The 14319-nt window shown below is 67.9% G+C and carries 10 protein-coding genes; 7 read left to right on the plus strand and 3 right to left on the minus strand.

The features are described 5' to 3' along the window. Positions 1-30: 30 nt before the first annotated feature. The 3 genes from DT019_RS39795 to DT019_RS27335 are packed head-to-tail and all read left to right on the plus strand — an operon-like array spanning position 31 to position 1723. Positions 31-546, plus strand: a complete 516-nt coding sequence (locus DT019_RS39795; protein WP_189389977.1) for a hypothetical protein — start codon at positions 31-33, stop codon at positions 544-546. After that, on the plus strand, positions 543-1229 hold the full coding sequence (locus tag DT019_RS27330) for a hypothetical protein (RefSeq protein WP_114039589.1): 687 nt from the start codon (positions 543-545) through the stop codon (positions 1227-1229). The genes DT019_RS39795 and DT019_RS27330 overlap by 4 nt, the downstream gene beginning before the upstream one ends. Further along, the gene (locus tag DT019_RS27335; protein ID WP_223279786.1) at positions 1226-1723 is read left to right on the plus strand and encodes a hypothetical protein; all 498 of its coding nucleotides are present in this window, start codon (positions 1226-1228) and stop codon (positions 1721-1723) included. Before DT019_RS27330 ends, DT019_RS27335 begins: the two co-directional genes overlap by 4 nt. 488 nt (positions 1724-2211) lie before the next feature. Here the strand turns inward: DT019_RS27335 and DT019_RS27340 are convergent, their stop codons facing one another. Then, positions 2212-2916 carry a hypothetical protein gene (locus DT019_RS27340; protein ID WP_114039590.1) on the minus strand — a complete coding sequence of 235 codons (705 nt, stop codon included), beginning with the start codon at positions 2914-2916 and terminating at the stop codon, positions 2212-2214. Between the two features lie 11 nt (positions 2917-2927). Further along, positions 2928-7445 (minus strand): RICIN domain-containing protein, encoded by a 4518-nt coding sequence (locus DT019_RS27345; protein ID WP_317617807.1) that lies wholly within the window; start codon positions 7443-7445, stop codon positions 2928-2930. A 1207-nt stretch (positions 7446-8652) separates the two neighbouring features. Between DT019_RS27345 and DT019_RS27350 the strand changes: the two genes are divergently transcribed. Beyond that, positions 8653-8991 carry a hypothetical protein gene (locus tag DT019_RS27350; RefSeq protein WP_114039591.1) on the plus strand — a complete coding sequence of 113 codons (339 nt, stop codon included), beginning with the start codon at positions 8653-8655 and terminating at the stop codon, positions 8989-8991. A 1271-nt stretch (positions 8992-10262) separates the two neighbouring features. Here the strand turns inward: DT019_RS27350 and DT019_RS27365 are convergent. Next, on the minus strand, positions 10263-10865 hold the full coding sequence (locus tag DT019_RS27365) for a TetR/AcrR family transcriptional regulator (RefSeq protein WP_114039593.1): 603 nt from the start codon (positions 10863-10865) through the stop codon (positions 10263-10265). 91 nt (positions 10866-10956) lie between these two features. On the opposite strand from DT019_RS27365, the gene DT019_RS27370 reads away from it, so the two are divergent. The 3 genes from DT019_RS27370 (at position 10957) to DT019_RS27380 (ending at position 14161) form a co-directional block, all read left to right on the plus strand. Beyond that, the gene (locus tag DT019_RS27370) at positions 10957-11739 is read left to right on the plus strand and encodes an MBL fold metallo-hydrolase (protein ID WP_114039594.1); all 783 of its coding nucleotides are present in this window, start codon (positions 10957-10959) and stop codon (positions 11737-11739) included. A gap of 855 nt (positions 11740-12594) precedes the next feature. Continuing rightward, positions 12595-13095: a VOC family protein gene (locus DT019_RS27375; RefSeq protein ID WP_114039595.1), complete on the plus strand. Its 501-nt coding sequence runs from the start codon at positions 12595-12597 to the stop codon at positions 13093-13095. Positions 13096-13720: 625 nt separating this feature from the next. Next, positions 13721-14161: a hypothetical protein gene (locus tag DT019_RS27380; RefSeq protein ID WP_114039596.1), complete on the plus strand. Its 441-nt coding sequence runs from the start codon at positions 13721-13723 to the stop codon at positions 14159-14161. The last annotated feature ends 158 nt before the right edge of the window (positions 14162-14319 follow it).

Below are 14319 nucleotides of genomic sequence, written 5' to 3' on the forward strand. Positions count from 1 at the left end.
CCGCCACGTCAGCGCATCGAGAGGACCAGCGTGTTACCCACCCTCATCGCAGCCACCCTCGCCACCGTCGCCACCTTGCTGGGCGCGATCGTCTCCGGCCGCTTCCAAGAGCGCGCCGCCGAACGAGGCGTCCGTGCCAGCCACGGCGAGGCAATCCGCCGGGACCGCCTGGAGGCCGTCACCGCCCTCGCCTGCGCCGCCAGCGACCACCGCACGACGATGTGGAGGCGCGGCGACGCCGTCCTCAAGGGCGCCAGCACTGACCGGCTCGAAGCTCTGCGCAGTGAGAGCCACATGACCCGCAGCGCGGTCACCCGTCCACTGGTCGCCCTGCGCGTCCTCATCGAGGACCAGGCCGTGCGCGCCGCCGCCGACCGCATGATCACGCTCACGTACGCGATCCGGGACGCGTACGCCACCACCGAGGACTTGACCGCCGCCCGCGAGGCCGCGAAGGCCGCACACGACGACTTCGTCAACGCCGCTGCCCGCTACCTGCGCCCGGCGAGCACCCACCCCACCTTCGAGCAGGAGACCCCCCGATGATCCGTCGCTTCCGCCGCTGCGGCCACGCCCCCGGCGCCATCTCCCCCGAGGACCAGGTCGTCGTCGACCAGTTCCGCGCGATGCTCACTGCCCTGCGCAACCCGCAGCCCTGGACGCCCGGCAGTGCCCGGGACATCGCCGTGAGGGTCGGGCCGTTCATCGAGCGCGCACACACCCGACCTGGCGACGACCACGGCCCAGACATGATCGCCGTCGCCCTGGTCCATCCCGACACCCCGCACGCCAGCGCCTACCTCCACGGCCGCCAACTCGGCTACACCGGGCGCGGCTGGCTGCGCTGCGAGACGACGTCGATCCTGGGCTTCTGGCAGCCGGGCTACGCGATGCTCACCCACGCCGCCGCCGGGCTGCCCTTGCCTGACGACATCGGCGTGGAACCCGCGCACTGCGCCCTCTACATCGAGGCCCGCAAGCGCGACGACAGCCTGGACGGCTTCACCCTGCTGCGCCTCGGTCCGTACACCCAGACCCGGCACGCCCAGCAGGACTACGACCGGCTCACCGCCGCGCTGGACGGACGCGAGACCACCCTCGTGCCCGGACACCGCGTCTCCGCGAGGTTCGGACCGTTCGACGTCAGCGACCACCAGCTGTTCGCCGACCCGTACGAGGCCGACGCCGTGGCGCTCCTGGACGCGGCCGTCGCGGGGGTGAGCGCGTGACCGCCCCGGCCCTGTACGAGATCGAGACCAGCGAGGGCGACGACGGCACCCCGCACCCCGCCGAACAGCTCTGGACGCCTTGCGCCGACGGCGCGGCCGACCACGGGTTCATCGCCCACCAGGGCCTGTTTGTCGCCGGGATCGACGGCGGGGGCGACGATGATCTGTACCCGGTCGGCTTCCTGGTCCTCGGGCACCAGCGGTGGGCCGACATCATCGAGGCCGTCGCCGCGTACATGGCCCGGGCCCACGGCTGGCGGAACCTCCACCTCTACCCCGGCGACGACCCGACGGTACTCATCCCTCGTATCCCGCGCGCCGTGCTCGCGTACGGCGTGTTCTTACAGCACCCGCACCCGACCCACTCCTGCGGCTGCGAGTGGGACGACTGGTGGCGCCTGGTCTGGGTGCCACCAACCAAACCCGGAGTCATCCCCGTCACCGCCATGCGACACCGGTGCCCCAGCAACCACCGTATGCATCCCCGCCCCTGACCACGGCGCACCCGCGAGCTGGGCAGTCTGATCACACAGGCAGCACTGAAGGCCCGTACCTCCACCGGAGGTACGGGCCTTCTTGTATTTCAGGACCCTTCACGACTGCTGGTGGCCGCCTACGGCAACACACGGTGTGGTGCTGGGTGTGCCGTTGTCAGTGCCTACGGCTACCGTCGCTGACGCGCGGTCGGCATCCGAGGTGTAGTGCAGCTGCATCCCTGGTCCTGTCTGGGGGCGGCCTGGTATCCAGCCCGGGACCCAACCGACGGTCAGGCTTCGTTGATGACCAAGAGCGAGACCTGCCAGCGCCGGCCAAGCGCACCATTCGCAACGCCGCGATGGGCCGCCAAACTCCACCATGAGCACCGCAGAGCCTTCACCAGTCGCTGAAGCTGTTTCCCGTCCCGGAGCGAAAGGATCAGCTGCATGGGGCCCCGCCGAAGCCTGGGCGCGTGCGCTCGGCTTCGGCGGGGCCCCAAGAGAGATCAGTTGTCTCTGACGTTGAGGTTGTCGTCGACGAGGAACTCGGGGTAATGGAAGACCTGGCCGAGGGCGATCAGAGCCTCGCAGCGCTGTGCGGTGATTTCGACGAAATATGCCTTCATCGCCCGCAGGAACAGCCGGTATCCGAGATCCGCGCAGGCTTCGCTGACCACCTGCTCCAGCGCCGGCACCAGAGACGGCACGGCGCCCTTCGAGGCCGCTCGTTCGAGATCACACGCGACGGAGCTGATCTCTCCCAGCACAGCCCCTCGCAGGGTGGCATCGGTGACCGGGCGCGGAGGGGAGGGAGTGAAAGCCGCGTCCATTCGGCGAACGCTGTCTGTCCATGTCTGTTCGATCCGCCGCAGCCAGTCGCGTCCGGTCAAGCCGTGCTGAGCCGGGTCGAAGTATGCCTGTGTGGCACCGAGCCAGACGGTGCGGATCACATCGTCTGTCAGCGGGGAAGCCAGCAGTCTCCGTACGTCTTCGCCGATCTGCATGCCGGCTGTGCGGTTGTCTTCGGTAACAGCCGTGCTCACGATTCTCAGTTGTATGTCCACCGGTCCGCCCTTAGGTACGAATCGGTCGAAGTCGGCTGCGGACAGCCACATCGGGTACTGGGATTTGGAGGCCATCCAGCTCAGTCCGATGTCCAGGATGAACTCCTGTGAGCCTTCGGCATCGGTGGTTTCGCTCTGTTCCGCCATCGAGCTCTTCCTTACTTCGGGTAGGACGTGTACACGACGTACTTGCTCGGTTTGTGCTTCCCCGCATATTTCAGCTGGATGGCGACCGTGTTTCCTACCGCCTCACCCTGGGGGCCGTCCTTGACCCACCTGAGTCCGAGCGAACCCTGGTCCCGGAGTGTCCACTGAACATTCAACAGGTCCGTGCTCGGGTCGAAGAACCTCTTGTGGGACTGCTCGGTGATCCATCTCTGCAGCCGCTTCGCGTTGCTGGCCTTCTTGATCCACTCCTTGAAGGCTGCGTCGACGGATTGCCCGGCTGTCGCCGCATCGTTCCACCTCGTTGCGATGCCCTTCCTGATGGCCTCCTGCTCCATTTGCTGGTTGGTGGGGTTCACGTGCTCTCGCATGGTGTGGGCTTCTTCGACGCCTTCGTCGGCGACGATGTTGGTGCAGTTGTGGACGAGGATGTCCCGTGGCTGCTGGCCCTGGGGTCGGACGTAGAAGGTGTGGAGTCCGTCAACAGTGAGGTCGTAGACCTCCTGGGAGGCCAGGTTGGGCCGTTCGTGCAGGCCAGTCACGGTCTGCGTAGTACCGCCCGGCGTGCGCAGCCGGTCACCAGTACGCAGAGCGGAGACCGTAACCCAGCCGCGTCCCTCGACGTAAAATCGGTGGCCGACGGTACTGGCCAGCGCCCCGTTCCCCAGAGTGATGTCCATGAGGTGTCGGGTGTCGTGCCGGAAGGTATCGGTGACAGGATGTGGGGTTGATCGCCCGGACTGCGGGTCCGTCGCAAGGACCAGGTCGCCGATGCGGACATCTCGGATTGGCTTGCGTGTGCGGTCCGCCATCAGAACTTGAGTACTGCCCGGGAAGCTGTTCACCTTGCAGGATGTGAGTGCTTCTTCGTAGACGTTGATGGTTTCTTCGAGTTCGGTGACAGTCGCCGCATCGAGCTTCAAGGTCTTCAGCGCTGCGAAGGCCTCTCGGACACCGATGCCAGTGTGAAGAGCGGCGTTGAACGCATGGAGGGCATCGGCGATCGCTGAGAGGGCCTTGCCGCCGACGAACCAGCTGGCAGCCCAGGCACACGAAGTCCAGCTGCCGCCGTCATTGCCGGGGAGGATCTTCTTGGCGCATTCAATGAAGTCGCCGAAAAGGATCTTGATGGGGTCGATGCCCGAGTTGAACTCGGCCATCGTGAGGGTTTTGGTGATGGTCTCCGTGAGGTCGGGGAACATCGTCGGGCCGAGGAAGACCACGTCCGAGGAGGGACACCCGGACTGAGTGGCGGGTGCGTCCTCAGCGGTGCACATGTACAGGTCGACGTACTCGTTGAAGTGGATGGTCGCCGTGATCTTGCAGTCCCCGGTGTGGATGATGGGGTTGCAGTTCTCCTTCTTGACGTCCTGCGGTTCACCGATCTGCTCGATGTGGTCGACGACGAAGAACACTCCCCCGACACCGGTGGTGGCGCCGGATTGCAGCTGGCCGTTGTTGTTCTTGACCGCGGTCTGGTCGGCGGCGTCCTGGGATTCCTTGGCGAACCTGGCGGCGTCTTTCGAAGCCTGTTCGGCTTGGGTTGCTGCGATGTCGGCGCGGTCGGCCGCGGCGCGGGCGTCTGCGGCGTCCTGGGTGGCCTGGGCGGCTGCCGCGTGTGCGGCGTCGGCGTCGAGGGCTGCCTGGTCGGCCGCGGTGCGGGCGTCCTTCGCGTAGCCCTCCGCTTGGCCTGCTGCGGTGTCGGCGGCTGCGGCGTCTTCGGCGGCCTGGCGGTCGTACTCGATGGTGCGGGCCAGTGAGTCGGCGGCCTTGGACGCTGCGGTAGCGGCGGCGGCCGCGTAGCCGAGGGCTTCGGTGGCGTAGCCGCGGGCGTCGGCGGCGTACTTGGCGGCGTTGGCCGCGTGCTGGTAGGCCTCCTTGGTGTCGGCTTGGGCCTGGTCGGCGAGGGCTTGGGCGGTAGCGGCTGCGTTCTGGGCGTTCTGGGAGTGGGCGTCGGCGACGGCTTTTTGCTGTTCGGCGATCGTCTTGGACGCCTGTCCGGCCAGGACGACCAGGGCGGCTGCGGAGTCGGTGGTGATGTAGGGGGAGCCGAGCTGGATGGCGTCGTTGGCCGGTTTGGCGACCTGGACGGCGGCGTTGCCGGCGTCTTCCGCGGCCTGGGCGGTGACGTGGGCGTAGCCGGCGGCCTTCGCTGATGCTTCGACTGCCTTTGCGGATTCCTTGCTGGCCTCGTCCGCCTGTGTTTTGGCGGTCTTGGCCTTCGCTTCGGCCTCGTCGGCGAGTTTGACGGCGGTGTTGGCTTCGGATGCGGCGTGCTGGGATGCGGCCAGTGCGTCGGCTTCGGCGCTGGTCGCGGTCTTCACCGCGGCATCGGCCTTCGCCTTGGCGGCCTGCGCGCCGTCCGCGTCGGAGCGGGCGCGCTTGGCGGCCGCCTCGGCCCGGGTGGCCGCGGCGTCGGCGTCCGCGGCCGCCTGGGATGCCACGTCGGCCTCGGAACGTGCCCGGCCGGCGGCTGCTTCGGCCTCGTCGGCGTGCTGGTTCGCCTCGTCGGCCGCTGCCCTGGATGCCTTGGCCTGGTCATCGGACTCGTGGGCCTGAGCGAAGGCCTCCTTCGCATCAGCCTTGGCACGGGCCGCGTCGGACTTCTGCTGGGCGTCCCAGGCGTCGTCCCGCTTGGCCTTGGCGTTGTCGCGGGCCTTGACCGCGGCGTCCTTCTTCTCGACCGCGGTGGCTTCGGAGGCTTCGGCCTTGTCCTTGGCCGTCTTCGCGTTGCCCGCCTCGGTCTGGGCGTTCTGCTTGTGCTGGGCGGCTTCGCCCTGCTTGACCACGGCGGTGTCCTTCTCCGCCTTAGCCGTGGCTGCCTCGGACTCGGCTGCCAGCCGCTTGGCGTGCGCGTCGGCCGCGGCCGCCTTCGCATCGCCTTCGGCCTTCAGGGTGTCGGCGAGTTTGGCCTCCGCGGTCTCCTTGTCCTTCTTCGCGTTGTCGCGGTGGATCTTCGCGGCGTCCGCTGCCGACTTGGCCTGCAACTCGGCCGTCTCCGCGGCCTTCTTGCGGAACTCGGTCTGCACCTGCGCGGCCTGCGCCAGCGCCCGCTGCGCGATGGTCTGGCTGTCGCCGCCGGAGGCGCGGGTGGCGGCCTCGGCGGTCTCGCCTGCCTTCACCATCGCCTGCAGCGCGGCGAGCGTGCCCTGGGTGACCTGGTTCTTCTGCTGGCCCACCAGCAGGCCCCGGCCACGCGGCGCGCCCGCGGCATCTGCACTGGTATAGGCGGCCTGCTCGGCGGTGTCCGACCCGGCGGCGGCCTTCTGCGCGGTGGCGAGCTGAGCCCGGAGGACCTCGAGTTGCTGCTTCGCCCCGCTCTGGGCGCCGCTGATGCCGTTCCTGGCCTGGGTGAACTGGGTGTCGGGGGGCACGGTGCCGTTGTGACCGGTCGGCTTGACGTCGAACTTCTGCGCCCCGGTGCCGTTGCACGGCCACAGCCATGCGTCGTTGCCGTTGTTGAAGGTGTGCAGGTCCAGGCACTTGCCCGCGCCGACGTTCTTCAGCGGGGTCGTGGCGCGGAGGTTGAATTCCCAGCCCTGGGCGGCCGTTCCGTTGCACTGGTAGATCTGGATCTTTGTGCCGTCGTCGGTCTTCCCGCCCGCCGCGTCGAGGCACTTGAGGGAGTCGGCGCTCTGCAGGTGCGCGCCCCGGGCGTCGCCGTAGATCCTCCACTGCTGGGCTGCGGTGCCGTTGCAGGTGTACAGCTGGACGGGGGTTCCGTTGTCCTTCCGGCCGCCTTCCACATCCAGGCACTTGCCCTGGGCGTCGTGCACTTCGATCACGGCCGGTGCGTCACCGACCCAGCCAGCACCGCCGGGTGACCAGTAGTCCTGCCAGCGGGCGATGTGATCGGCCACCCACGAGTCGCCGAGCAGCTCCCCCAGCGCCTTGGCGCCGATGGCCAGGGCCTTGGTGGCATCCGTGCTGGCGTTCAGGATCTGGTTGCGCTGCACCGCCTGCGAGGCCACCTCCTGCTGCCACTCCGACGCGGCGGTGTCGGTGATGCCGCCCAGCACCTTGTCCGGGTCGAGCGGTTCACGCCAGGCGCACGCTGCGAAGCGGGACTTCAGGTCCTCGACCGCGATGCGGTACTCCGCCGTGCCCGGCTGCGGCGCGGTGCGGGCAAAGCCGCCGGAGGCCAGGAAGATGCGGGCGTCGTCCGATCCGGCCTTGGCCCCCGTGTCGCCGCGCAGCCACTGGAACGCGTCCCGCTCCGCCAGAGCGCGGTTCCACTCCTCGCCCGACAGCCCGCCCGATGTGGGGTCCGTGCCGTAGCGGGGCAGGCCCACGGCATCAATGGCCTGCAGTGTCTTCGCATCGGCCTTCGGCGTGGAGTCCTGGTAGAAGTCGCTCTCGTCCTTCCAGTACCGGTTCGCGATCCACCGGGACAGACCGGTCTGATCGTAGAAGCTCTGCCGGCCGTCACCGACCGTACCCGGCGGTCCGAGAAGTCGGCGACGCTGGCGAAGCCCGCCGGAGCCGCCAGCCCCGAAAGAGGCCTCTTCCACTCGTTCTGCTGGGCGATGGCATCGAGCTGCTTGGCTGCCGCGTCACGGTCCGTCTGGTACGCCGTAGCGAGCGAAGTCTTCTGCCAGTACTGCCGGTCGGCGAGAGTGTGGAGCTTGTCGGCCGGTTGGTTGAGACCGTCCTGTGCGCTCAGGGCCATGGACGACCCGCCCAGCCGCAGCACATCCGCCATCAGGCACTGATCCTGCCGCAACTGCTCAGCGGCGGTGTCCTCGTTCCAGGCATAGGAATTGCCTGCCGACTCAGCACCCCGCCCCAGGTCGGTCAAACCGGGCTGAATGGCGAGCCCGGCCGTGACAGCCAGGGCAGTGACGGAGGTTATGACTGAGGTCAGGACTGTGGATCTTCTCGATCCTGGTATCCCGAACCATGGACTGGAGCGCACCTGAGCATCCTTCGTATCGTCGTTCACGCCGGTGGGATCGACAGTCGGGGGCTGATCAAGAGCCGATGTGGCAAGGCACTTGATCGCGCATCAGTACGCGCCGCACAGACGGAACGGTGCACGAAGCAGCGATGGCGGCATGGCGGCCGCAGTCTCCCCCTGGGCGGCGGTGTCCCCCCGGCCGCCGAGTGATCCGCGGGCACGCAGAATGTGAAGGTCTTGTGCACGCGGCGCTCACCATAGCCACAAGACACGTGTAGGAGGCAAGGGGAATCTCGAAGGCCCTGCGGGTCCAAACCGCAGACGTGGCGTGCCCGTTGAACCCCTGCGCATGCACGTTGACTAGGCAAAACCTGTGCCGCCGCTGTGAAGTGGATCAAGCCGAAGCAGACGTCGCGGCCGTAAATAACCTGCTCGAAGTGGCGCGATCTCGCACAGCCTCCGGGGTCTTGCTCGCCAACCCGTCGCGGCTCAACGCTTTTCCGAGGTGTGAGTTCCTGGCCGAGCCGGCTCCTCCCCCACGCCGTCCGGGCGCTACCTCGCAATCGGCGTAGATCTGCGTGTCTGGGCGCAAAGAAGCGGCCCCACCCGACATCGATCCGGGCGGCGGGAGCCGCCTTGCGCATTCCGTGCGGGGTGCTCGCCCCTTCGCTCGTGCTCCAGTCCCTCGAAGAGGCAGGATGACGGCGGCGACCTGCCGCCAAACGAGCCCGCGGCGCTCTCGTCGTCGTTGATCCAGTAGTCACCGGCCCCCGATACCGGCAGGAGTGCGCTCTTGCTCGGCAGCGCGACCAGGACGGCCCGTGTGTCGTCCCTCCACCGGCGCAGGGCGTGGACACTGGCAGGCAGGCGTCGCCATCCTCGGCGCGATCCTCTCCAGCACCTGCACCAACAACAGGCCCGCCGACGCCCCCGCGGCCGCGGCCGCCCGCAACTCCATCGGCGACGCCCTCGCGGCATCCACCCACGACAGCAATCTGCTCAACGCCACGGACAACGCCCTCACCGGCGCCATGTCCGCCAGCGTCCTCGTCGGCGCCGCCGGCGTCGTGGGCGCCGCGATCCTCGCCGTGTTCCTGATGACGGGCGAGGGCAAGGAGACGACTCGGGTCGGGCTCGCGGTCAACGTCACCGGATGCTGATGGAAGTCGTCCTGGCCTGGGAGGTCTTTCCTTTCGGAGCGTTCACCACGCGTTGTCGCTGATCGCTCCGGCTCTCCCCAATTGCTCCCCAAAAAGGGCTGGTTTCCCCAGGAAACGCGCCGAAACGGGCACTGTGCATTCCCGTAGGTCAGGAGAGGCAGCGGCCGTTGCTCCTTACACGGTCACGCAGGCGGGCTGTCCTTGAACGTGTGGGTGCGGTGCCCCACTGGTAGTACTTCTCGCGGTCCTCGTTCCACCAGGTGACCGTCCGCCCCGCAAGCTTTTCCTCAATGTGCTTCGCGACTTCAGGCAGGTCCTTAGCGAGTGGGCTCACCTGGATCACGCCTGCAGGAGCGACGGCTATGTAGCCGTGCTCGTAGAGGGAGTGGCAGCCGAAGGTGCAGGCGAGCATCGCGATGTTGGCAAGGTCGCGTATGCGTTCACGATGCCCCGCATGCGGTCTTCGGCGGTCTTTCGGGACTGTTGCGCCCCGGGGCTGCCCGCGAGTTCGCGTACTTCTTGCGGGCTTGTGGCTCGGGCCTGGGAAGAGCATGCCGAGAGGGCGAAGACCAAGAGGATGCCGAGGGCGCGCGAGGCGCTCTCGCGCATGGCAGTTAACGCCAGTAGTGCCCTCTTCGCGGTCATGTGTCCATTCTGGTATCGCAGTTCGCCGCGTCTATCCGTACAGGTACTCATAGATCCGGAGGTGCCCTGGATTATGGGTGCTGGTGCTCCAGGCCCATGTCTTTATGGTGTGCTGCAGGGAGTTCGCGCAGAGGCGTGGGCTCGTCCCGGAGAAACGCGGGGCCTTCGCTGAGTTCGACCTTCAAATCGCTGTCGGCCAGCGAGGGGAAGAACTGTGCGCCCAGCGAGCAAACCGTGTCCGAGCCCCACACCGTCGTACGCCAACGCTCGAAGCCGGCCAGGTCGGACGCCCCTTCGCCAAGCAGCGGGCAACGCGATTCAACGCCCGGCCAGCGGCTACGCCGTACCGCTCGGCCGCTCCGCCCTCGCCTGGCGCACCGCCGTCCAGATGCCCGCCGACCACCACCAGCCCTGCATGGACCGCCAGATCCACACCCGCACCACTGAAGTCATGACGCCTGAACAAGGCCGGCGTAGCGGTTGTTCGTCGGGGGGACACGGCCCGTGCCCCAGCTCGTTTTGGGCCTGCTGCGTCTCCGCCGGAAGTTCTGCCCCCCCACTCGCTCTACCCCTGAGGCGCGCGGAGCGTTGACGGCCTTCCGGGCAGTGGCCGATCTGTCATGAGGTCAGGGCTGGCTGAGCGCCCGCTCGATTGCGAGGCGGGCCCGGTCCGCGGCTGAACGGTCGTGCTGGAGCTGCATGGCCGCGTTCAGTGCCAGTCCGGCGGCGATGATCTCGAACAGGGCCTGGTCGATGTCGAACCCGGCAGGCAGTTCGGCACTCTCTACCGCTGCGGTCAGGTCCGCCCGCAGCTGTTCCTGCCACCGCGACCACACCTCGGCCACCGCGTCCCGGACCCGGCCGGGGCGTCCGTCGTACTCGGTGAGCGCTGCGGTCATCAGGCAGCCGCCCGGGAGCAGCGGCGCTTCCAGATAGCCCACGGAGTTGGCGCACACTGCCCGCAGCCGGCGCAGGCCCGGGGGTTCGCCCAGTGCGGGCTCGACCACCCGGTGCCAGAAGTCCACGAACGCCTTGTCCAGCGTGGAGATCTGCAGCGTCTCCTTGGTACCGAAGTGCTTGTGCACGCCGGACTTGCTCATCTCCAGCGCCTCGGCGAGTCGCCCGATGGTGATGCCGTCCAGCCCCTCCTCGGAGGCTATTTCGGCGGCACGGCTGAGGATTCGACCCTTGGTGGCCTGCGCTTCGGCTACTGAGCGGCGTGGCGACATGGAGCAAGCATAGCGTACGAGCGTCCTCTATTTACTTAGAGAACGTTCGTACGCTAACTTGGCCGACGTAACCGGGAGCAAGGAGTGAGAAATGCGCGTACGACGGTTGGGCTGGGCGGGGCTGGAGGTCGAGGCCGGCGCCAAGCGACTGGTGATCGACTACGTGCGGGACATCTCCCCACTGTTCACGGGATGGAAGCGCGGTGAGTGCCTGGCAGCGCCGACGGGAAGGGTCGATGCCGCACTGGTCACCCACCTGCACCGGGACCACACGGACGCGCCCGCCCTGGCGGAGGTGCTCACACCCGGAGCGCCGGTGCTTCGCCCGGCCCCCGGCCACGGCGATGACATGGACAACATGGCGACGTTGCTGGCCGAGAGTGAGCTGACACGGCGCCGGTTGGCGGCCACGGTCGTCGACGCCTGGTCCACCCGTGAGATCGGTCCCTTCCGCGTCACCGCCGTCCCGGCCGTGGACGGGCTGGGCGACCCCCAGCTGAACTGGGTGGTGGAGGCGGACGGGCAGCGGGTCTTCCACGGCGGCGACACCATGTTCCACGGCTACTGGTGGCTCATCGCGCGCCGGTTCAGTCCGTTCGACGCGGTGTTCCTGCCCGCCAACGGGCCCGTCGTCGACGCGCCGCACCTGCAGCCGCCGAGCCCGGTACTTGCTGCGCTGGACCCGAGGCAGGCGGCCGCGGCGGCGGAGATCCTCGACGCCCGGTACGTGGTACCGATCCACTACGAGCCGGAGCAGCCGGACAAGATCGCGGGCTACGTCGAAGTCGCCGACCCGGAGACGGAATTGCGCAAGCATGCCGGACCGCGCGCACACGTGCTGGCCGTCGGTGAGTGGCTGGACCTGACGACATGATGGGACTGTGCTGACGCTGTCCGCGTCGACCTCGCGCTGGGGCCCGGGCACGCCGGGGCCCCAGCGCCCTCTGCGCCGGCCTCAACCGCGGCTGGGTGAACGTCGCCCGACTGCTGCGGGTCCTGGCCGGGGTGGCCCGGGCCACGGGCTCTCGGCTGGTCCTGGCGGTGGACGTCTCACCGCTGTTGCGGCCCGACGCCGGCGCCGCGCCGGGCCGCTCCTGGCCGCGGCGGTCTTCGCCGCTCCGCATGCTCGGGGAGGTCAGTCGTCTGGCGGAAACTCCTGGTCCAGAAACGACAGCCGAGGGTGCGGGACTGCGGCACGCCCGGAACCAGTTCCCACAGGCTGTCAGGAACCAGCCGCTGCGGCATGAGACATCCTCTTTACAGGTCAGAAGCGTGACGTCTGCTCAGTTCCCCTGACCGACGACGCGGCAGGTCACCAGATGACGACGCCGCCACCTATGCTCTGCGCGCGCTTGGCTGCAACCTCGATGTTGGCCAGCCTGCCGACAGGGCGTGGCGGTGCTCTTCCACGGTCCGTGGCCGGACGGTGCGGGTGGCGATGTCTTCCGGGTGCTTCCGGTGTAGCGCGCACTCCCGGAGGAACGCGGGGACTTAAAAGCCGCGGCCGTTGTAAGAACAGCGGGCGCCCTGCCCTGTGATGCCCTGGTTCGGAACGCCTCCCTACTTTGCATCACCGATCACGCTCGGCAGCGGACTCTACTAATTCGCCGCCAACTACCAGAAGTAACCACCTGATCGCATGCTGACGTATTTACTTGAAACCTCACATTGTTCTATGGTCGAAACCGGAGGCTGCCTCCTCCCCCTTTCGCATCCTCGGGAGATCCCCATGCCTGTACGCCGCCTCAACCACGCGGTGCTGTACGTACGAGACGTCGCGCGAGCCGTCGAGTTCTACACGGACGTTTTCGGCTTCAAGGTCGATGTCGACATCCCCGGCCGTGCGGCATTCCTCAGTGCCGTTGACACGCTCAACGACCACGACCTCGGTCTCTTCTCCGTCGGGCCGGACGCGCCCGGCCCCGAGCATGGCCGTGTCGGGCTCTACCACCTGGCCTGGGAAGTGGGCACGCTCGGGGAGTTGGCCGCTGTCGCCGACAAGATCAACCAGCGGGGCGCCCTCGTCGGGTCCACGAACCACCTCGTCTCGAAATCCCTCTATGCCAAGGACCCCGACGGCAACGAGTTCGAGATCATGTGGCGCGTACCGCGCGAGGACTGGCCGTCCGCGACCGAAGATGCCCGCCCCAGCGCACTCGACCTTGAGGAATCACTCAAGCGCTGGGGACCCGACCTCAAGACCGGCGCCGCGGCCGGGTCCGCCACCTGAACGCGCTCCGCAGTCGAAGAGCCTGGGGAGCCGCCACCATGGGTGCAGGCCTCGGCACCTGGTCCCTGCACCGCGACTCCTCCGGTGTCCCGGAGCAGAGCCGAGCGCTCGGTCAGTCGCGGGGAGACACTCCGCGCAGGGGGCTTCGTCCTGGCCGCGTCGCGAGGAGAGGCATTCGCCGAGTGAAAGACCTCTGCCTTCTGCACACCCCTCCCCGCCGCAGGATCGAGGCTGCGCTCGTTCAACGTGGATCATCCCCAAGGTGCTGAAGAGTCGTACCGCACCGTCCTGGCCGAAGGCTTGCGCCAGGGCCAAGGGGCGGTCCTCGACCAAGGACTGCCCCATCAGGCAGTGGCATTCCTTGCCCCCGGGGTCAAGGAAGCGCAGCGGAAGGATAAGCATCGGCTAAAGCGATCTTGTGTGGTCGACCCGGGACTGGAACTCTGCCGGGGACTGATCACCCGATGGCTCTTGGGGGGCTCCCTTGAAGGTACGTCACGCCCGCACCCGCACGTTCCTGGCCGCAACCGCGGTTCTCGTTTCGTCCCTGGCTTTCGTCACCGTAGGCCCGGTCGGCAGCGCGAGCGCACAGGCGCATCCCTGCCCCCAGGACGACGGTCAGCGCGTGGCCCTCGGCACCCCTGTCAACATCTGGGACAGGCAGGTGAACGGGGCCCCCTGGAACAACACCGACACGTCGATCGGCATCCTGTATGTGGGCTACATCCCCAAGTGCCGCCAGGTGTACGCGGAAGCACACCTGAACGCGACCGGCGCGGCCATCATCGACCGGGCCGACGTGTACGTCGCGGATGAGCGCAACAACTCCGAGGGCCATGTGCCGTTCACCAACATGGGCAACGGCTTTCTCACGTCCGGCTTCGTGTCGATCGACGTGCCCGAGTACGACGCCGGGTCCGTTTACGCCGCACCGAAGTGGTTCAGGGCCGCGCTGAACTATCACGAGCGCCTGGGCTGCTCCGCCATCGTCACCTCCGGACGGCACCAGTTCTCCGACGGCGGGAACTTCAACGACGGCAACGGCGCCACCTGCTCGCACGGCTGACTTGGCCCGCCGCGCAAAAGAAGTTGGGCATACAGCGACAGTGCCAGTCGCACGGGGTCTCCGTCGAAGCCCGGGTGCATGCGCTCGGCTTCGGCGGGGGCCCATGGGAGATCAGCTGGCGTCTGTGGCGTTCAGGGGGCGGGTACGCGAGGTACTCG

Origin of the sequence: Streptomyces sp. SDr-06, assembly GCF_003324565.1 — a bacterium.
GTDB lineage: Bacteria > Actinomycetota > Actinomycetes > Streptomycetales > Streptomycetaceae > Streptomyces.